This window comes from Mesohalobacter halotolerans (assembly GCF_006120725.1).
Lineage (GTDB): Bacteria > Bacteroidota > Bacteroidia > Flavobacteriales > Flavobacteriaceae > Psychroflexus > Psychroflexus halotolerans.
In genome coordinates this window covers 46,725-66,943 of record NZ_SWMU01000001.1, presented here as the reverse complement: position 1 = coordinate 66,943, position 20,219 = coordinate 46,725, and the positions used below count along the sequence as shown (strand labels likewise).

At 35.5% G+C, this 20,219-nt stretch carries 22 protein-coding genes; 10 read left to right on the top strand and 12 right to left on the bottom strand.

Translation table 11 applies throughout. The features are described from left to right. The first annotated feature begins 46 nt into the window (after positions 1–46). Positions 47–631, top strand: a complete 585-nt coding sequence (rplU, locus tag FCN74_RS00300) for a 50S ribosomal protein L21 (RefSeq protein ID WP_138930606.1) — start codon at positions 47–49, stop codon at positions 629–631. A gap of 4 nt (positions 632–635) precedes the next feature. Then, entirely contained in the window at positions 636–896 is a 261-nt protein-coding gene (gene rpmA, locus FCN74_RS00295; RefSeq protein WP_138930605.1) for a 50S ribosomal protein L27, read from the top strand. 83 nt (positions 897–979) lie between these two features. Here the strand turns inward: rpmA and FCN74_RS00290 are convergent, their stop codons facing one another. Further along, on the bottom strand, positions 980–1,525 hold the full coding sequence (locus tag FCN74_RS00290; protein ID WP_138930604.1) for a hypothetical protein: 546 nt from the start codon (positions 1,523–1,525) through the stop codon (positions 980–982). Between the two features lie 132 nt (positions 1,526–1,657). On the opposite strand from FCN74_RS00290, the gene metG reads away from it, so the two are divergent. Further along, positions 1,658–3,721 carry a methionine--tRNA ligase gene (gene metG / locus FCN74_RS00285; RefSeq protein ID WP_138930603.1) on the top strand — a complete coding sequence of 688 codons (2,064 nt, stop codon included), beginning with the start codon at positions 1,658–1,660 and terminating at the stop codon, positions 3,719–3,721. A gap of 22 nt (positions 3,722–3,743) precedes the next feature. On the opposite strand, the gene FCN74_RS00280 is transcribed toward metG, so the two are convergent. The 6 genes from FCN74_RS00280 to FCN74_RS00255 all read right to left on the bottom strand — a co-directional run bounded on the left by FCN74_RS00280 (position 3,744) and on the right by FCN74_RS00255 (position 8,465). Further along, complete coding sequence (locus FCN74_RS00280; protein WP_138930602.1) at positions 3,744–4,340, bottom strand: hypothetical protein; 597 nt, start codon at positions 4,338–4,340, stop codon at positions 3,744–3,746. A gap of 121 nt (positions 4,341–4,461) precedes the next feature. Further along, positions 4,462–5,190 carry a lysophospholipid acyltransferase family protein gene (locus FCN74_RS00275; protein WP_138930601.1) on the bottom strand — a complete coding sequence of 243 codons (729 nt, stop codon included), beginning with the start codon at positions 5,188–5,190 and terminating at the stop codon, positions 4,462–4,464. A 63-nt stretch (positions 5,191–5,253) separates the two neighbouring features. Further along, the gene (locus FCN74_RS00270; protein WP_138930600.1) at positions 5,254–5,664 is read right to left on the bottom strand and encodes a BrxA/BrxB family bacilliredoxin; all 411 of its coding nucleotides are present in this window, start codon (positions 5,662–5,664) and stop codon (positions 5,254–5,256) included. A gap of 226 nt (positions 5,665–5,890) precedes the next feature. Continuing rightward, complete coding sequence (locus FCN74_RS00265; RefSeq protein WP_138930599.1) at positions 5,891–7,561, bottom strand: glutamine--tRNA ligase/YqeY domain fusion protein; 1,671 nt, start codon at positions 7,559–7,561, stop codon at positions 5,891–5,893. A gap of 211 nt (positions 7,562–7,772) precedes the next feature. Continuing rightward, a complete protein-coding gene (locus tag FCN74_RS00260; RefSeq protein WP_138930598.1) occupies positions 7,773–8,117 on the bottom strand; it encodes a DoxX family protein in 345 nt (114 codons plus the stop codon). Then, entirely contained in the window at positions 8,118–8,465 is a 348-nt protein-coding gene (locus tag FCN74_RS00255; protein WP_138930597.1) for a DoxX family protein, read from the bottom strand. A 204-nt stretch (positions 8,466–8,669) separates the two neighbouring features. Here FCN74_RS00255 and FCN74_RS00250 point away from each other — a divergent pair, with 204 nt between their 5' ends. From FCN74_RS00250 to FCN74_RS00235, 5 genes are all read left to right on the top strand, one after another. Continuing rightward, positions 8,670–9,326: a hypothetical protein gene (locus FCN74_RS00250; protein ID WP_138930596.1), complete on the top strand. Its 657-nt coding sequence runs from the start codon at positions 8,670–8,672 to the stop codon at positions 9,324–9,326. A 46-nt stretch (positions 9,327–9,372) separates the two neighbouring features. Continuing rightward, positions 9,373–9,519, top strand: coding sequence for a hypothetical protein (locus FCN74_RS11980; protein WP_171047068.1), 147 nt, complete (start codon positions 9,373–9,375; stop codon positions 9,517–9,519). Beyond that, complete coding sequence (locus FCN74_RS00245) at positions 9,516–9,755, top strand: hypothetical protein (protein WP_138930595.1); 240 nt, start codon at positions 9,516–9,518, stop codon at positions 9,753–9,755. The genes FCN74_RS11980 and FCN74_RS00245 overlap by 4 nt, the downstream gene beginning before the upstream one ends. A 103-nt stretch (positions 9,756–9,858) precedes the next feature. Further along, positions 9,859–11,196: a dGTP triphosphohydrolase gene (gene dgt, locus FCN74_RS00240; protein ID WP_138930594.1), complete on the top strand. Its 1,338-nt coding sequence runs from the start codon at positions 9,859–9,861 to the stop codon at positions 11,194–11,196. Then, positions 11,193–11,903: a geranylgeranylglyceryl/heptaprenylglyceryl phosphate synthase gene (locus FCN74_RS00235; RefSeq protein ID WP_138930593.1), complete on the top strand. Its 711-nt coding sequence runs from the start codon at positions 11,193–11,195 to the stop codon at positions 11,901–11,903. Before dgt ends, FCN74_RS00235 begins: the two co-directional genes overlap by 4 nt. A gap of 57 nt (positions 11,904–11,960) precedes the next feature. Here FCN74_RS00235 and FCN74_RS00230 read toward each other — a convergent pair whose 3' ends face one another. Then, on the bottom strand, positions 11,961–12,401 hold the full coding sequence (locus tag FCN74_RS00230) for a nucleoside deaminase (protein ID WP_138930592.1): 441 nt from the start codon (positions 12,399–12,401) through the stop codon (positions 11,961–11,963). Positions 12,402–12,527: 126 nt separating this feature from the next. On the opposite strand from FCN74_RS00230, the gene FCN74_RS00225 reads away from it, so the two are divergent. Then, the gene (locus tag FCN74_RS00225) at positions 12,528–14,291 is read left to right on the top strand and encodes a 1-deoxy-D-xylulose-5-phosphate synthase (protein ID WP_138930591.1); all 1,764 of its coding nucleotides are present in this window, start codon (positions 12,528–12,530) and stop codon (positions 14,289–14,291) included. Between the two features lie 35 nt (positions 14,292–14,326). Here the strand turns inward: FCN74_RS00225 and mnmD are convergent, their stop codons facing one another. Both mnmD and FCN74_RS00215 read right to left on the bottom strand, forming a co-directional pair. Continuing rightward, positions 14,327–15,001 carry a tRNA (5-methylaminomethyl-2-thiouridine)(34)-methyltransferase MnmD gene (mnmD, locus tag FCN74_RS00220; RefSeq protein ID WP_138930590.1) on the bottom strand — a complete coding sequence of 225 codons (675 nt, stop codon included), beginning with the start codon at positions 14,999–15,001 and terminating at the stop codon, positions 14,327–14,329. A gap of 139 nt (positions 15,002–15,140) precedes the next feature. Continuing rightward, positions 15,141–15,653, bottom strand: coding sequence for a DUF4920 domain-containing protein (locus FCN74_RS00215; protein ID WP_138930589.1), 513 nt, complete (start codon positions 15,651–15,653; stop codon positions 15,141–15,143). Positions 15,654–15,756: 103 nt separating this feature from the next. Here FCN74_RS00215 and FCN74_RS00210 point away from each other — a divergent pair, with 103 nt between their 5' ends. Then, entirely contained in the window at positions 15,757–16,824 is a 1,068-nt protein-coding gene (locus FCN74_RS00210; protein ID WP_138930588.1) for a branched-chain amino acid aminotransferase, read from the top strand. On the opposite strand, the gene FCN74_RS00205 is transcribed toward FCN74_RS00210, so the two are convergent. Further along, positions 16,821–19,331 (bottom strand): TonB-dependent receptor plug domain-containing protein, encoded by a 2,511-nt coding sequence (locus FCN74_RS00205; protein WP_138930587.1) that lies wholly within the window; start codon positions 19,329–19,331, stop codon positions 16,821–16,823. The genes FCN74_RS00210 and FCN74_RS00205 overlap by 4 nt on opposite strands. Continuing rightward, positions 19,318–20,211: a FecR family protein gene (locus FCN74_RS00200; RefSeq protein ID WP_138930586.1), complete on the bottom strand. Its 894-nt coding sequence runs from the start codon at positions 20,209–20,211 to the stop codon at positions 19,318–19,320. The genes FCN74_RS00205 and FCN74_RS00200 overlap by 14 nt, the downstream gene beginning before the upstream one ends. Positions 20,212–20,219: the final 8 nt, after the last annotated feature.

Genomic DNA, 20,219 nt, shown 5'->3' with positions numbered 1-20,219 from the left:
TACTTTACATTTGCAATCCTTAAAAATTGAACAAAATCATTAAGCTATGTATGCAATTGTAGAGATAGCAGGGCAGCAATTTAAAGTTGCAAAAGACCAAAAAGTTTTTGTTCATCGTTTACAAGAAGATGAAGGTGCTAAAGTCAACTTTGACAATGTCCTTCTTCTAGAAAACGATGGCAAAGTACAAGTTGGCGCCCCGGCTATAAAAGGCGCTCAAGTTAGTGCTAAAATTTTAAGACACCTTAAAGGTGACAAAGTCATTGTCTTTAAAAAGAAAAGGCGTAAAGGTTACAAAAAGAAAAACGGTCACAGACAATTTTTGTCTGAGATACAAATTGAGAGTATTGTCGCTTCAGGGGCTAAAAAAACAGAATCTAAAGCAGAAGCAAAAACAGAAAAGAAAGCTGAAAAAAAATCAGCACCAAAGTCTAAATCAGCACCAAAAAAAGCTGAAGCCAAAAAAGAGCAACCTAAAAAGGATACTCCAAAAAAAGATGATGCTTCTGCCAAACTTTCTGATATGACGGTAGCAGAATTAAAAGCTCACGCTAAAGATATCGGTCTAGAAGGCTACTCAACTCTTAAAAAAGCAGAGCTTATAGAAGCAATAAAAAACTTTAAATCATAAAACCATGGCACACAAGAAAGGCGTTGGAAGTTCCAAAAACGGAAGAGAATCAGAATCGAAACGACTCGGTGTAAAAATATTTGGTGGTCAACCTGCTACAGCTGGTAACATTATCGTTAGACAGCGTGGAACAGCACACAGGCCAGGTGAAAATGTTTACGCCAGTAAAGATCATACCTTACATGCCAAAGTTGATGGCATTGTAAAATTTCAAAAATCTAAAGGTGATAAATCTTATGTTTCTGTAGAGCCATTTGAGGCCTAGAAGCAAAAGTAAACACTACAACAAAAAAGGATATTCAAATTAATGAATATCCTTTTTTGTTTTAACACATCAATATCTTAAGATTATTCTTCAATAACCGTCAAGGTGCCTTGGTAACTGCCGTTGATATCTCGCCCCAAATTATCTACTCCAGAAAATTCAATCTCATACTGAGGACCATTGCTGATAATTTCAAGACTGCCCTCAACAAAAAACGGAGGTTCGTCAATTTCTGTTTCTGAATTTACATCAACATTTTCAAGTATAGCTACTGAACCTATGGTTTGAGGTGTAATCTCAAAGGAGTCATCAAGCAGATATACACCTTCCGCCAAATCTTGTGAAGCGTCTGTAAATAACTCAAAATTAATAGCCGTTATCACATTGTTTTCCGGAAAAGGTTGACCCTGAACAATTGTAATATTAGAATCTAACAATATTAAATTAAAATTGGTAATGCCATTAAAACTCTCAATGTTTTCAAGAGCTCCGGCTTTAAGTTGTATTTCGGTATCTCCTATTGAAAGCGTCCCCGGATTATTCAAAACATCTCCGTCATCATCACTAGAACAAGAAACTGTGAAAAATACTAACGCATAGCTTATTAGAAATAAATTTATTTTTTTCATAATTATATTTTTTTCATTAATATGAAATTATTTCAAGTGTATATCACGCTAAAATGCAAAATTTTGACCTTAACCATTTAAGTTTATGTAATTTTGCATTTTCTCTGAAAAATTCAGAAATACAGTTTTACTATGGATAAACCAAAACGATATACCATCACTGCAGCTTTGCCTTATACCAATGGACCCATTCATATTGGCCATTTAGCCGGTGTTTATGTGCCTGCAGATATTTATGCCCGCTATTTAAGATTACAAAATAAAGATGTGCTCTTTGTTTGTGGTAGTGACGAGCACGGTGTGCCAATCACGATAAAAGCCAAAAAGGAAGGCGTTTCTCCACAAGATGTTGTTGACCGTTATCACAATATGATAAAATCGTCTTTTGAAGAATTTGGTATCGCCTTTGATCATTATGGAAGAACGACTTCTAAGACACATAAAGATACAGCTTCTGATTTTTTTAAGACTTTATACAATAACAATAAATTTGTAGAACAAACCACCGAACAACTCTACGATAAAGAAGCTCAACAGTTTTTAGCTGATCGTTTTGTGACGGGAACTTGTCCCAAATGCGGTCATGAAGAAGCCTATGGTGATCAATGTGAAAATTGTGGAACTTCACTCAATGCCACAGATTTGACCAGTCCAAAATCGGCTATTACAGGAAATATACCTACGCTAAAAACGACAAAGCACTGGTTTTTACCACTTGATCAATATGATGAATTTTTAAAAGAATGGATTATAAAAGATCATAAACAGGACTGGAAACCCAATGTTTATGGTCAGTGTAAGTCTTGGATTGATGAAGGCTTACGTCCAAGAGCAGTGACTCGAGACTTAGATTGGGGCATTCCGGTGCCTTTAAATAAAGCCGACGGTAAAGTGCTTTACGTTTGGTTTGATGCACCAATCGGCTATATTTCAGCGACCAAAGACTGGGCTAAACAAGTTGGTAAAAATTGGGAAGATTACTGGAAAAGTGAAGATACCAAACTGCTACACTTTATCGGAAAAGATAATATTGTATTTCACTGTATCATCTTCCCTTGCATGCTTAAAGCCGAAGGCAGTTTTAAGCTACCTGATAATGTACCAGCTAACGAATTTTTAAATTTAGAAGGGCAAAAGCTCTCAACATCAAAAAATTGGGCGGTTTGGTTACACGAATATTTAGAGGATTTTCCAAATCAACAAGATGTTTTGCGCTATGTCTTGACAGCCAACGCACCGGAAACTAAAGACAATGACTTTACTTGGGCCGATTTTCAAGCCAGAAACAACAATGAGCTTGTAGCCATTTATGGTAATTTCATCAATCGCGTAGCTGTGTTAACTCACAAATATTACGATGGAGAAGTGCCAAATGCAAATAATTTACTTGAAATAGATAATCAAACGCTTAAGGCGGTAAAAGCATTTCCAGAAAAAATTGGACAATCTATTGAAAAGTACCGCTTTAGAGAAGCGCAACAAAAATTGATGGAGCTGGCCAGACTTGGCAACAAGTATTTAGCTGATGAAGAACCATGGAAACACTTTAAAACAGATCCAGTCAGAACCCAAAATATTATGTTTGTCGCTTTACAAATATCTGCTGCACTTGCTGTATTAAGCGAGCCTTTTTTACCACATACGTCTAAAAAATTAAATCATATTTTAAGTTTAGGTAGGCTAGCTGAAAAACTCAATTGGTCAAATATTGCTGAGTTAGAGGTGTTGTTACCGACAAATCATACTATAGAAAAAGCAGATTTACTATTTTCAAAAATTGAAGATGAGCAAGTTCAAAAACAATTAGATAAATTGAAGCAAAGTAAAATGGATAACGAAAATAACACTCAAGATCTGACGCCACAAAAAGAACAAATTACTTTCGAAGATTTTAGCAAATTGGATATCAGAACTGGAGTTATCACTGAAGCAGAAAAAATGCCAAAAACCAAGAAGTTGATGGTCTTAAAGGTTGACATTGGCTTAGAGAAACGCACTATTGTTTCAGGGATTGCTGAATATTTTAAGGCTGAAGATATTATTGGTAAACAAGTGAGTGTCGTTATTAATTTAAAACCTATTAAATTAAGAGGAACATTAAGCGAAGGCATGATTCTGATGACCGAAAGTAAAAAAGGTGAATTAGTGTTTGTCAATCCGGATGAAAATACACCCAATGGTAAAACTATCGCTTAATAATAGGTTTGGTTTTTACGGTTTAAAATCGCCAACCAAAATGCACTCCACCTCTTGGCATAATATCTGGTCTGAATTCATCAGGTTCATCTGAAAAACCAAGATTTCGGCCTATACCCAAACCTAAATCAATCATAAAGCCCGAATTACTGACCCATTTCCAACCTATGGACACGCCTAAAGCAGTTTCAAAAAAGGTCTCGTCTTCTGAAATGTTATTTGCAAATTGATTATTAAAATCATCGCTTTCATAAGTGTAGGCTTTCAAAAAACCTTCGGCATAAAAGCCTTTAGCGCCATAATCTTCTTTACTAAAGAAATATTGTCTATAAAACGGCGTGATTGAGAGTTTTTCAAGTTCTTCTGTTTGAACTTCATCACTATCTAGGGCTATAAAAATATCAGCACCTATACCTGAATATCTTCCTAAAACATATTCATATCTTGGTTGAATAGCAGGTAATGTCAAGGCCGCAGTAACATCTAATGAAAGTTCATGCCTTTTGGCTTCTGTAAATGTATCGAGTCTTTTTTCAGAATCTGTAGATTCTTGACTGTTTTGAGCACACAGTGTAATGGGAACACAGTATAAAAATAAAAGGTAAAGTATTGGTTTCATAGTCTGATTTTTAAGTTTAATTAAAACAATAATTATAGTAAAATTCCTAATCTAAATATGTTAATTTTTATTTTTTATTTAAAAAGTCAATGAAGTTCTAATAACTTTAGACAAAAACAACCTACAGTTCTTTAACTATTACACCTCTAGAATACTCCATTATTTCATCAAATTTATGTGACTTTATTTCTATGGGTTTGTGAACTTTAAACCGAATCTTTACACCAATAGGTAATGGGAACATCCCAAATTTTTGAAGTTGCCATGAATTATCAATACTCACTGGGATGACAATTGCTCTGGGGCAGTTTTCAATTAGATTTCTCAAACCATTTTCAGAAAAGCGCTTCAATTTGCCGTCGCGACTTCTCGTACCTTCTGGAAAAATAACACCGGTACGATTAGTTTTACAGAGGTATTCCCCAAATCCCTTAATCGCTTCGACAGCACTTTCACGATCGTTTCTGTCAATTAAAACCGAACCGCCGTGCCGTAAATTATAGGATACCGATGGGATGCCTTTGCCAAGCTCTTTTTTGCTAATAAATTTAGGATGAATTTTTCTGAGATACCAAATCAATGGCGGAATATCAAACATGCTTTGATGATTAGCTACTATAATATGTGGAACATCATTCTTTAATTTATAAGGATTTTCAAAATAAATACGCGTTCCTAATAAATTAAGGCAACGCATGATAAAAAAGTTGAGCCAATCTACACTTATTTTATGGGCTTGATACCCAAACCCACGATGCGCAATAAATTGATAAGCATGAAAAATAACAAGGACTAAGCCAAAAGCTAAATAGAAAATTATAGAAAAAGGGTAAGCGATAATTTTTTTCATTTCATACAAAAAATCCTTTGCCTTGAAAGACAAAGGATTTTAGAAATTTTAAGTTCTAATAAACTAGCAGTGCTCATCAAAAGCCGCCTTAAGATTGTCAGCAATCATTTCGGCCGGACGTCCTTCGATATGATGACGCTCTAGCATATGAACCAATTCCCCGTTTTTAAATAAGGCCATTGAAGGTGAGCTTGGTGGAAATGGGACCATATGCGCTCGGGCTTTGTCTGTCGCTTCAGCATCAACACCGGCAAATACAGTATATAAGTTGTCTGGTGTTTTTGAATGTTCTATCGCCATTCTAGCGCCTGGTCTAGCATTGGCGGCGGCACAACCACAAACCGAATTGACTAAGACTAGAGCAGTCCCGTCTTGGGTTAAAGCCTTATCTACATCTTGGGATGACAATAGCTCTGTAAAGCCGACAGTTGTCAACTCATCTTTCATGGGTTTTACTAATTCTGGTGGATACATAATATCAATTTTTATTGCAAATATACAAATTATTGAATCTTGAAAATTAGAATGTATTATACTAACAAAACATTAGGAAAAAGTTGAAATATTTTTTTAACCAAATATCCTAATTGTGTATGGCTATAGACTAATAGACTTTAGTATTCATTGTAAATACTAATGCTTTAGAACAAGTTGACTATCTAAATATAAATTTTCAAATTCTCAATTTATACAATTAGCTTCATCCTTTCCATGAATCCCTTAAGCCAACTGTTTTATTGAACACAAGTTGTTCCGAGGTTGAAGTCTTATCAACACAGAAATAACCTATACGCTGAAACTGGTATCGCTCCTGAACTTTAGCATTGGCTAAATAAGGTTCTAAATAGCCGGTAATAATCTGATGAGAATTGGGATTGATATGCTCCAGAAAATCAACCTCTTTATCCTGAGTTGGATTTTCAACCATAAATAATCTATCGTAAATATTAATTTTTGCAGTTACCGCATGCTGGATTGAAACCCAATGCAAAGTCCCTTTGACTTTTCGTTTTGAAGCTTCTGTGCCACTGCCGCTTCTAGAGTTTTCATCATAGGTGCAATGCACTTCTGTAATATTGCCATCATCATCTTTTACGCAACTTTCAGCTTTGATAATGTAAGCATTTTTCAAACGAACTTCTTTGCCAAGTTTCAATCTGAAAAACTTTCGGTTGGCTTCTTCTCTAAAGTCTTCTTTTTCAATATAGATTTCCCGAGAAAAAGGTACTTTGTGGCTTCCTGCGCTCTGGTCTTCAGGATTGTTTTCTGCATCCAACATCTCAATTTTATCTTCAGGATAATTGGTAATAACGACTTTTAATGGGTCTAAAACACCCATCACTCGAGGTGCTTTTTTATTTAAATCTTCGCGTACACAGAATTCTAAGTGAGAAAAATTTACTGTATTTTCACGTTTACCAATGCCAATAGATTCTGCAAAATTAACGATAGATTCTGGAGTGTAGCCACGTCGTCGCATTCCCGAAATGGTTGGCATTCTCGGGTCATCCCAAGATTCTAGAATACCTTTTTCCATTAGTTTTAAAAGTTTTCGTTTACTGACGACGGTATGGCTTAGGTTTCTCCGAGCAAATTCGCGTTGTTTAGGTTTGAGCTTATCGGCTTCTTTTACTTTCTTAGCAAACCAATTGTAAAGTTCTCGATGCGGTAAAAACTCGAGCGTACAGAACGAATGTGAAACTTGTTCAATATAATCAGATTGACCGTGTGCCCAATCGTACATCGGATAAATTTTCCAATCGGAACCTGTGCGATGGTGAGATTGATGAAGGCAGCGGTACATGACCGGATCACGCATCAACATATTTTTGGCTCCCATGCTAATTTTGGCTCTCAGAACATCTTTACCTTCAGGAGTTTCTCCATTTTTCATGGCTTCAAACAATTTGAGGTTCTCCTCAACAGAACGATCACGGTAAGGACTATTAGTTCCTTTTTGGGTTGGAGTACCTTTTTGTTCTGCAATGGCTTCTGAACTTTGACTGTCTACATAAGCATCACCGTTTTTGATCATTTCTACGGCCCAATCATAGAGTTGTTGAAAATAATCGGAAGCATAACATTCTTTTGCCCATTTAAAGCCGAGCCATTCGACATCGCTCTTGATGGCTTCGACAAATTCACTTTCTTCTTTGGTGGGATTGGTATCGTCAAATCTTAAATTTACAGGCGCATTGTATTTAAGCCCTAGCCCAAAATTAAGACTAATCGAAGAGGCATGACCAATGTGCAGATAACCATTAGGTTCGGGCGGAAAACGAAACTGCAACTGTTCCTTAGAATAGTTGTTTTTCAGATCTTCTTCAATGATTTGTTCAATAAAATTTAATGATTTTTGTGGCGTAGACATAAATTTAATTTAAAGTGCAAAAATACTTAATTATTATAAGATTTCAGGTGGTATAAATTCAAAATTGTTAGAATTAAAAAAAGATGAAATCGTCTGACTATCTTTGATTTATATTCAATGGAGTCTTCAGGGTTTCCTATCACATTTAGGCCTCACAGGTTTTGAAAACCTGAGAAGTCTTGATTTAATGTCGACATAAACAAAAAAATATTTAATTAAAAGAAAACCACGTTATAAACGCATTCAGCACAAAAAAGAAAAAAGCAGGCAGGATGACAAACAATCCATCTTTTACTTTTATTCTGACGAGAATGCCCAAAAACATCATAAGGGTTAACCCTATAGCTGAAATCTTGAGTAATAAAGGTATATCTAAAAAATGACCTACTAACAGACCAATAGCACCAATAATTTCAAAAACAATGGTAATTAAAGCATATTTTTCTAACCCAAACCTTACAAACTCATTTTTCATCTTTGTCCCCATAAAATAGGCAAGTGCATAGCCGAGAAAAGAGATACTTGACAATAAAATGCAAAATGTAAATGATGACATTTAGATGATTTCAGCAGAACTTAGTGCAATAAAAATACTTAAAAGTAAAAGGATAAATGATGGTAATTTTTGTTTAATTGGGTTGCCCGCAGACCAGTGGAAATATTGAGCTGATGCCATAAAAAGAGCCATGCCAATAGCAGCGTAAAACACCAACTCTGGATACCAAATTCCAACAACCAATAAAGTAGAAATAGCTGTTTTTGCAAAACCTACAAAACTTCTCACCTTTAAACTTAATCCAAATTGATTGAATTCTTTTTTAACGTTATGCATTCTTAAAATCCACACAAACGCTACTGAGGCAGCTACTGCAATTTGTGCTAAAATTGTAATTGTATCTAACATGATTCTATTTTTATTTCAATATATAGAAAACTTTTAACAGACTAATTAATAATACATAAAAATTAATAAGTTTTATGAGGATATTATGAATACTTTGAATTTTATGTAGAGTTGATTATCTGTTAAGTAAATGATAATCAATTCTTTAATATTTATGGCACAAACTTTGCCCAATATAATTTATAGCCCTTAAAACCTAATGTCATGAAACGATTTATTTTTTCACTAGTAGGGTTTGTGTTTTTCAGTACGTCTGGGTGGGCAAACCATTCAAATCACATGAACTTTAATCAAGGTCATTCTTTTATTTTTATGGAAAAAGGGATTGAATTTTCAGTATTCCAAGATGGTCAGTTTGATTTTTATCTGCCTAATTATGGGCCAAACGTCAATGTTGGGTTTTCAAGCTCAAACCTTACTTTTAGCTTTAATACCGGCTTTAACTATAACCCATATGTGCAGTATGATGCTTATGGTGCTGTCATCCAAATACAAAATACGCCTATTTTTTATGATCGTTTTGGTCGGGTGAATCAAGTTGGCAATGTGTTGATATATTATAATAATTACGGTTTTGTGAGTAGAATTGGTGGTATGCAGGTCTTTTATAGAAGTAATGTGTTTTGGAGACAACGCGGGTTTATCAATCACTTTAACCGAAGATATGTTTGGAGACCTTGGCATCGATATTATGCTCTACCGCCAGCACAATATTGCCTATTGAGTCCACATCCCTATAGACAATATTATAGACTGGTAAGACATATTTATTACAGACCGTATAGAAATAATGTGAGACATTTCAATTTTAATAGACATAATCCTCATATCAGGAAACGGGCAAATCGATCTAACCAATGATATGCACAATCACCTAGAAATAGAAGTGAAAGACAAATAAGGTCTAATGTACAAAGGCGAAACCGCCAAATCACAAGAGCACAAAGCACTAGAGTTGCTAGTACAAATACAACTAACTCGAGAAGAGAAACGAGTACCCGACAAAACCCTAGAAGGGTTTCTAAAGGAAATGCTAGAAATAATAAGACTTTGACAACTCGTAATACCGGAACGGATGGAGTTTTTAGAAATAATAGAAATAAAGAGAGCGCTAAAAATGATTATAGAAGAACGTCAAATCGAAGTCAAAAGGTCAACAAAATGCCTTCAACCAGACGATATTCTGTTGCCAGTAATTCGAGGAAACCAAATAAAGCCTATAATAAATCAAGTAGAAATATAAGCAACCAAGCAAGCACTTCTACAAGACGGTCTAGAAGTAGAAGATAATAATATTTGATTTTTGGTTTATTAAACCCCTTTTGAAATTTTCAAAAGGGGTTTTTGTTTTACATTAAATGAATAATGTATTTTAGCTTCATAAAATGCACTTATGTTAGATTGGGAAAAACTCTTATCCTTAAAACGCCAAGGCGATACCACTAAACGTTTACGTAAAGAACAAGACGATGCCCGTTTAGGTTTTGAAGTGGATTACGATCGGGTTATATTTTCTTCTGCATTTCGAAGCTTGCAGGATAAAACACAGGTTATACCGTTGTCTAAAACCGATTTTGTGCATACCCGTTTAACTCACAGCTTAGAAGTGTCCGTGGTCGGTCGTTCGTTAGGTCGTCAGGCCGGAAAAGCTATTATTCAAAAATATCCTCATTTAGAAAAAACACTTGGCTACCATTTTAACGATTTTGGAGCTATTGTTGCGGCAGCATCTTTAGCTCACGATATTGGTAACCCACCATTTGGTCACTCTGGCGAAAAGGCCATTGGGGCATTTTTTGAGCGTGGTAAAGGCAAACGGTTTAGAGATAAAATATCAGACTGGGCCTATCAGGATTTAATCAAATTTGAAGGTAACGCCAATGGATTTAAACTTTTAACGGAAACTAAAAACGGAAGTTTTGGTGGATTGCGTTTATCTTATGCGACTCTGGGTGCATTTACAAAATACCCAAAAGCATCGTTTCCAGTAGAAACTTCAAAACATGTCGCGCGCAAAAAATACGGTGTGTTTAAAGCCGAAAAACCCTTGTTTGATGAGGTTTCAGCGGAGTTGGGACTAAAAGATGAGCGTCAATCTCAGTATTACAGACACCCTTTGGCTTATCTGGTTGAAGCAGCTGACGATATCTGCTACACCATCATCGATTTTGAGGATGGCATCAATTTGGGTTTAATTCCAGAGGAATATGCTTTAGAATATTTGTCAAAATTGGTCAACCAACGCATTGATAAGGACAAATACTTCAAACTCTCTACCACAAAAAACAGAGTGAGTTACCTCAGATCTTTAGCCATCGGCCGATTGATTGAAGATGCAGTTCAAGCCTTTATTCACCACGAAGAAGACATTAGAAAAGGTCAACTCGACAAACCACTGATTGATTATTCTCCTTACAAAGCCCAGATTGAAGATATTATTCAAATCAGTATTAAGAAAATCTATCAAAGTCAGGAAGTGCTGGAAAAAGAAACGGTGGGATATCGTGTTATTACAGAAATTTTAGAGCACTTTAGTCAAGCGATCGAAAACCGTTTAACCGATAAGGCCAATCATTTTGACAATGTAATCCTCAAAGCTTTTCTTAAAGATTTTGAATTTGAGGATTTGGACACAGAGTTCTGGTTAATTGAATTGAGTAGTCGTATTGCATCGTTAAGCGATAGTAAAGCCTTAGAAATTTACAAAACCCTTTCAGGCCAAAATTTATGATTGCTCAATCCAACATCCTCAAACAGATACAGGAAAATTTATTGCTTCAAAAGAAATCTTTTGCAGTTTTGATTGACCCCGATAAAGTAGAAACAGGCAAGATGACAGCCATCCTAAATCGCCTTCCAGAGGAAACGGATTTTATATTTGTCGGTGGAAGTACTGTCGAGAATCATAAAACGGATTTGGTGGTCAAGGCCATTAAGGCTTCAAGTAATCTGCCGATCATTCTATTTCATGGAAATGTCAATCAAATTTCATCCTTCGCAGACGCTATATTATTTTTAAGTTTAATGTCTGGCGATAATCCGGAATATCTCATTCATCAGCAAGTTAAGAGTGTAAAACACCTTAAGCGCACAGCATTAGAAATTATTCCAACGGGTTACATTCTCATCGACGGAGGGAAAACCTGTACCACAGAACGTGTCACTGAGACCAAAGCTATTCCACAAACCGAAGTCGAGAAAACGGTCGATGTGGCTTTGGCTGCACAGTATGCCGGTAAACAGTTGATTTACTTGGAAGCAGGAAGTAGCGCCAGATATCTGGTTCATCCCAGAATCATAAAAGCAGTTAAAGCTCAAGTCGACCTGCCACTCATTGTAGGTGGTGGAATCAGAACCAAAGATCAACGTAAATCGGCATATCGGGCCGGTGCAGATATGGTGGTGATGGGTACAGCCTTTGAAAAATATATTGAATAAACCTCAAAGGTTTTCAAGACCTGTGAGGTTTGATAAGTATTTTTTAGCTACTCGAGGTTAACGCTTCTCAAAGAAAAAGCGTTTTAACAAATGTGAGGCTTTTTGTTCCAAAACGCCTTTGAGGACTTTAGTTTTTGGATGAAGTTGAGTTTGCATTACTTCAAAACCGCGTTTGTGATCGCTGGCGGCGTATACCAATTTTTTCAATTGACTCCAATACAGGGCACCGGCACACATTTGGCAAGGCTCTAAACTAACATACATCGTGCATTGATTTAGATATTTACCACCGAGATAATTGGCTGCAGAAGTGATGGCCTGCATTTCAGCGTGAGCTGTGACATCATTTAAGGTTTCAGTAAGATTATGGGCTCTAGCGATTATGGTACTGTCTATAACAATTACAGCACCTACCGGGACTTCGCCTCGGTCATAAGCTTTTTGCGCTTCATCTAAAGCCTTTTGCATAAAATAAGCATCATCAAACTCTGTTTTCACAATACAAAAATTTATAAACCTTCATTCAGTATAAGTTATGGTCGTTACAATTACATTTGTTTTTTAAATGCCCATTATGGGCTTTGATAGCCTAAAAATACAAAATCAAGCCATATATTTGTTGAAATGAAAGCGGAGTATTTAGAAAATATCAATTCACCCGAAGATTTGCGTCAACTTTCACAAGACAAATTGACTTTGGTGGCTCAGGAGTTAAGACATTTCATCATTTCAATGGTGTCTGAATATGGTGGGCACTTAGGTGCAAGTCTTGGAAGTGTTGAATTGACGGTAGCCCTACATTATGTTTTTAATACACCAGATGATCAATTAATTTGGGATGTCGGACACCAAGCTTACGGTCATAAAATATTAACAGGTCGACGCAATACGTTTCACACCAACAGACAATTTGGTGGTATTTCAGGTTTTCCGTCTCGTGTTGAAAGTCCATACGATACATTTGGTGTTGGGCATAGTTCAACATCAATTTCTGCAGCTTTGGGTATGGCCATTGCCTCTGAGCTTGAAGGAAATTTAGAAAGACAACATATCGCTGTAATAGGAGATGCTTCAATTGCTTCTGGAATGGCTTTTGAAGGCCTGAATCACGCTGGTGTATCCTCGGCGAATTTATTGGTTATTCTTAATGATAATGCTATTGGAATTGACCCGAGTGTAGGTGCACTTAAAAATTATTTAACCAAGGCTAAAATTGGTTATAAACCCAAGCAGTCTAACATTATTGAAGCTTTAAATTTTACTTATGTCGGGCCTATAGATGGTCATGATATTCATGCCCTTATTAAAGCTTTTGAAAACTTAAAAAAAATTAAAGGCCCTCGATTTCTTCATGTTATGACCAAAAAAGGCAAGGGCTTAAAACCCGCAGAAATTGAACAAGTAAAATACCACGCTCCGGGAAAATTTGATAAAATTACCGGAAAAACCTTTCAGAACAAAACAGATGATAAAAAGATAAAATATCAAGATGTGTTTGGTAAAACCATTCTGCATTTGGCTCAACACGATGAAAAAATAATAGGTGTAACTCCTGCAATGCCTACTGGAAGTTCGTTGAAATATATGATGGATGTTTTTCCTGACCGCGCCTTCGATGTGGGTATTGCAGAACAACATGCGGTAACCTTCAGTGCGGGTATGGCCACAAGAGGTTTTAAAGTCTTTTGTACCATTTATTCTACCTTTTTTCAACGGGCATATGATCAACTCATTCATGATGTGGCTCTACAAAATCTACCCGTTGTGTTTTGTGTAGATCGTGCAGGCATTGTCGGCAAAGACGGGGCAACGCATCACGGGGTATTTGACATTGCTTTTTTGAAAGCCATTCCAAATCTAATTGTCGCTTCACCATCTTGTGCTAAAGATCTAAAAAATTTATTGTATACAGCTAGTTTAGGTATAAAGCAGCCTTTAGTGATAAGATATCCAAGAGGAAAAAGTGATGTAAATGACCTGAATATAGATTTTGAAAATATACCAATGGGTGAAGCTGTTTGTTTAAAAGAAGGTGAAGATGTTGCTGTGCTTTCCTTAGGAAAAATGCGTAAAAGTGTCTCTAAAGCTATAGAATACATCGGAAAGTCGATTGGGCATTACGATATGCGATTTGTAAAACCATTAGATACTGAAATTTTAGATGAAATTGCAAAAACCTATTCAAAAATCATCACCGTTGAAGATGCTATTGTCAGTGGCGGTTTTGGCGAGTCTGTAAAATCTTATCTCAGCACAAAACACCCACAAATTGAAATCGTTTCCATGGGACTTCCAGATGTTTTTATTCCCCATGGTGATACAAAAACCTTGCTTGATAAGTATGGACTCGGTGTAAAAGACATCATTGATGAAATCCAAAAAACATAACTTATGGGATCTATCGCCTTAAATCAATTTTTGGTTTAGACTGATTTTTTAATGGCTCTCAACATTTCGCGTTTGCCAGGTGGTCCATCAATTTTTTTAACCTGAAAACCAATATCTTGTAAATCTCTTCTCACGCTTCCTTTACAAGAATAAGTCACCCAGACACCATTTGAAGCTAACAGGCTAAAACACTTCTGAAGAAGGGATTTACCCCATAGTTCGGGCTGAACTCTCGGGCCAAAAGCATCAAAAAATATGACATCATATTTATTTTGGCCTTCAAAATTTTTAAAATCTGCTTGTATTTTTTTGAGCTTCAAATAGTCGTTAATATTTATAGATTTTTCCCATTCAATAGAATGCAAGCTGTCAAACTCTGAGTTATTAGTTTTTAAAATTTCAACATAATTAACGCTATCAATTTCTTTCTGATTTAAAGGATATTTTTCAATACTGTGATAGGTAAGGTAAAGTTGATTTGCTTCAGCATAAATCGCACTCAAATAGGCATTTAACCCAGTGCCAAAACCAAATTCTAGAACCTTTAAACTTGAAGTATCATCCTGTTTTAGTCTAAAATCTAAGCCTGACTTGATGTAGACATGTTGGGCTTCTTGTATGGCACCATGTTTTGAATGATAACTCTCATTCCATTCAGGGAAATGAATAGTTTTAGAACCATCAGCTGTGGTGATAATTTGCTTCTTCAAATTAGATATACCTAATTAAACTCAAATTAAAAACCTAAAATTGAAAAACGAGAAACCACAAAAAGTAACTTGTAACTTTTAAATTTCCAACTTCCAACTTCCAACTTCCAACTTTCAACTCCCAACTTTCAACTAAAAACTACTGTAAATAAACACCATCAGCTTCAAAACTGTAAGTTAATTCTGGCTCGGTAATAGCTGCAATTTCCTCTGCTGTTTTACCTGCATCTTTGGCGTAGTGTTTTAAATCTTCAACAGGAGTTTGTTTAACAAAAGCTTTACCGTGAACAATAGCGGTTTGATTTTCGATATCTTTTGGAACAAAAAACCCATAATCTTTAAACCGGACTAAACTTTCTTGTCCATTGGGTAATTCTAAGCGCATCCAGCAGCCTTTCTTTTTACATACAGAATTCACTTTTGATGTAAAAGTTATCTCTAAAGTATCACCCACTTTCATATCTTGATATGTCATCAAAGCTTCTTCGGTTTCGATTGGGTTTGAAAGATCAAATTTTTCTCCAAAAAACTCTTTTTTAGAGGTCTCTGTTATCTCTTGATTTGGTTGTTCAACTTGTTGATTGCTTTGTTTTTGAGTGTCTTTACAAGAAACAAAAATTAAAAAAAACAGGCAGATTATTGAATATTTCATAATTTAAAAGTATTTTAAGGGCTAATTATAGGATAAATTTAATATTTAAGCAAATCTAAAACTGCTCGAAAACAATTATATTTGCGAATACAAAAATAATCAAATGGAAAGAAAAGCTGCACTATTGGATATAAAAAAAGTTTCACAGTCAAGAATTCACGAAGTTGATTTTAACAATCTACCGTTTGGTAAAGTTTATTCTGACCATATGATGTATTGTGATTTTGTTGATGGTGAATGGCAGCGACCACAAGTTGTACCTTACGGTCCTATGCAGTTTGACCCATCGACAAAGGTTTTTCATTATGGTCAGGCGGTTTTTGAAGGGATGAAAGCCTTTAAAGACGACAATGATCAAGTGTGGTTATTTAGACCGGAACGCAATTTTGAGCGAATTAATAAATCCTCTAAACGTTTGGCGATACCAGAGTTTCCAAAAGACTATTTTTTTGAGAGTTTAAAAGCACTTATCACTCTTGACCATGACTGGGTAAAAAAAGGTCAGGGCAATTCACTTTATATACGTCCTTTTGTGATTGCTACAGAAAAAGGTGTAGCGGCTGCGCCTTCGACATCATATCGATTTATGATTATCACTTGTCCGGCTCAAGCCTATTATAATAAAGCTGTAAAGGTATTATTTTCTGAAAAATACAGTCGTGCTGCTAGTGGTGGTGTCGGTTTTGCAAAGGCTGCAGGAAATTATGGCGCCCAATTTTACCCCACCAATTTAGCCAAAGAAAAAGGATACGAACAAGTCATTTGGACTGATGCTGACAAGCACGAGTATTTAGAAGAAGCTGGCACTATGAATATTTTTTTCAGAATAAATGATAAGCTCGTTACCGCACCAACTAATGAAAGAATATTGAAAGGAGTGACACGAGCCAGTGTCATTCAATTGGCTAAAGATAATGGGATAGAAGTTGAAGTCGGTCCTGTTAAAGTTAAGCGTATAGTCGAGGCTGCTGAAAAAGGAGAGTTGAAAGAAATATTTGGCGCAGGAACAGCTGCAACTATTGCTCAAGTAACCGGGTTTGAATACCAAAACAAATATCACGATTTACCAGAAGTTGAAAATCCATATAATGTTTTCTTTAAATCCAAACTTCAGGATATTCAATATAATAGAACTGAAGACCCTCATGGATGGCGATATGCAATAGATTAAAAGTTTATTTTTAAAAATGCATTTGGTGTAAATTCCAAACCTTGATTTTCGATACGTTCCACTTCTAGAATGTCGTTGCTTAATCGAAAAAACTGATTAGTGGTATTGTTTGTGTTAAATAAGTTTAGAATAGCTAAACCTATTTCAGCTTTGAATTTTGACCATAAAAACGTATAACTTCCTGTAAAATTGACCTGTGAATATTCTGTGATATGATCTGAATTGGGGTCTAAAAAATTGATATCAGGGTTTGTATCCGGGTTTGAAATAGGCATATCTTGGTCAATTGGAGTAGTTGGGCGACCTGTAAAAAAACGACCGCTCAAGCTCAATTTCACTTTTGTCGTGGTATAGCTTAAACCGGTTTCTGCATGATGTGAAGTTTCAAAATTATTGGGAAAAACTGAAGGTGAAAATTCATCAAATTCATATTCACTGTCATTATAGGTGTAGTTTAGCCATAATCTGAAATTTTGCAATTGTTTTTGCACTAAAAATTCAGCACCATAGGTTTGGTAATCTCCGGAGAGTTGTAAAAATTCTAATTGGTTTTGAAAATTTTGACTCGCCGAAGTGATACGTTCTACGTTTTTATAAAACAGGTTTGCTGTCAGTAGCCAAGAGCTCTTGTTAAATACCTGACCTATTTCAACTTGTCTTAAACGTTGAATTGGGGTTTCATTTTCGTTAGCGAGAACCCAACGCCGTTTTTCAATTCCAAAAAAATCGTTTTGTAAATCAATCACCTGAGCTGTAACTTGGTGTTTTTGCTCTGCCATCAATACCACATCAAAACTCGGGATAATAGCAAAAGACATGTTGAGATGGGGTTCAAACTTGAACTCAGAAAATTTATCGTAATAATTAGCACGTAAGCCTAAAGTTGTTTTGAGTTTATGATCAAAATTTGAAGCTTTAAATTCAACAATACCTGCGTGCGTTTGTAAAACCGATTTTTGACGAATTTCAACTTCTGGAATATTTACGATATTATCATTTCTAATGCCTATTTCATTAAACTGATAACCTAAGCTGAATTTGTATTGCTCAGAAAGCTCAAAATCACTTCTTAATTTTAGACCATAATCTAGAACTTCATTAGTTTGATTCAGCAATTGATTATTTAAGACCGAAGCATTTTCACCTTCAAGTTTATAATAGGAGAGATATGCCAGAGAAGATAAAGATACGTTTTCAGATAGGTTTTTATCAAGTTGTGTTGACACCACATAAGACTCTTGGGTGAGGTAGTTATCTTTTTGGTCTTGTGTGTTGATGTTTTCTTCAACAAATAAGAGCTCATTTGAAATCGCCATAGCATTAATTTGCCAAGTTGTATTGTCGTTAAAAGCCGTTTGAAACTGGAGATTGGCATCGTAATACTGTAAATCTACATCGGATGAAAGTCTTAAATTTTCATTGGTACTTAAAGCTGAAATTTCTGTGTTTTGAAAAATCTTGTCGTAGTAATTTTCAAAAGTTGGGGTGTCAAAAATATCTGAAAAAGCGTATCGACCTGCCACTCTGAGTTGTGAATGATCTGATAAAGCGATATCGGCTTTTCCGGCTGTTTCCAAAAAGTTTGCAAATAGTTCAAATTCAGATTGGTCTAAAGGTTTTGCGGCTGATGAAATATCTACAACCGATGATAAACCTTCGGTGTAAAAGGCGGAGCTACCATTTTTATAAATGTTGACTTGATGAGCAATAGAAGGATTTAAAGCCGAAATCATCCCATAAAAATGTCCGGTTTGATACAGTCGAGCGCCATTCCACAGAAATAAATTTTGGTCGTGTGTGCCACCTCGCACATTGATGTTGGAAATGCGTTCATCTAAACTCACGATGCCTGGCACATATTGCATGGTTTGTAAAACATCAGGTTGGGTTAAGCCTGCAAGAATTTCAAATTCTTTAGGATTTAGACTTATAGATAAATCTGAGTTGAGGTTGAGACCTTTGGTTAGATAACCAATTAATTGAATTTCATCTAAATTGATTTGACGGGTTAATTTTACAATTTTACAGTCGTTGGGTTGGAGGCTTTCCACTTCAATTTCTTCTACAGCATAGCCATCTTTAAAAAGTTTTAATGTTTTACTCTTTGGCTTATTTGTAAAAAAGACCGTTCCGTTTTGATAGGTTTTGATAATATTCTCATGAGATTCTACATAAACATTACTCAATGCTTGGTTAAGGTTTTCAGATAAAACTTTGAGGCAATAAAATTGACTTAGACGTTTAACAACAATATTGGTATTATCAATCCATTCAAAGCTAATAGGAAGTTGGGTTGAGATTTGATTAAATATGTTTTGTAAGGCTTGATTGGTGTTTGTCGTTGTGATTTCTAAAGTTTTGACATCTTGCTGGAGATAGTTAAACCGCACAGACTTTTCATTTTCTATGCGGTTGAGGTAATCTACTAGTGGTATTTGGTTTTGGGCTATTGATAAAACAGGAATCAACAACACCAAAACATAAACACAAAATTTAATATCCTTCATCACCAACAAAAATAAAATTATTTTCGTTGATTGTGTTATATCGCACTTGATATGTTTTAGATATGATGTCTAAGGCTTTTTTAACATCGTTTTTAGGGAGTTGACCTGTAAAGCTTTTATTGGTTTCAATTTGTTTAGAATTAATGTCTACACCGTAGTAACGTTCTACATCCTTAATCAAAATATCAAAATTTGAATTGATGATTTGGAAATATCCAGATTTTGAGGGTAATTCTTTTAATTGAAGCGTTTCTTTACTAATTTCACCACCACTTAAAACTATAAACTCGTTGGGAGTAATCACATCAGAGAGATTGTTTTGTGAAACTTCAACACGGCCTTCATAACACATTACCTGGAGTTCATCATGAAAGGTTTTGACATTAAATTTAGTGCCTAAGACCTTAACTTCGCCATTAGCGGTTTTTACAGTAAAGGTTTCACCTTTGGCGACCTCAAAAAAAGCTTCTCCTTCAAGTTTTACTTCACGGTTCAGAAACCAAAAGTAGTCGTTATAACTTAAGCTTGAGCCAGGTTGCAAAAGTACGTTAGATTGGTCTGGAAGTTGAATGGTTTGACTTTGTGCCACTTTAGTTGTAAATTCAGCCTTAGTAATTGCTTTTAAAAACACCAACAAGCCAGCAGCCAAAACCAATATCGCAGCGATTTTAAATGCATAGGATTTTATACTAGGACGGGTTTGAGTTTTTGAAGCTCTTGTGTTTTTGATCGTTTTAAAAACCTTAACCTTTTCAAACGTTGGGGCTTCGAGCTGAGCGGAGTAATGCTTAATATTTTCGTAAATTTCACGTGCCTGGATATCTTCTGGAAAATCAGATTGACCATCTATCCATTGTGCTAATGTATTTTTCGTCTCCATCGTCTTGT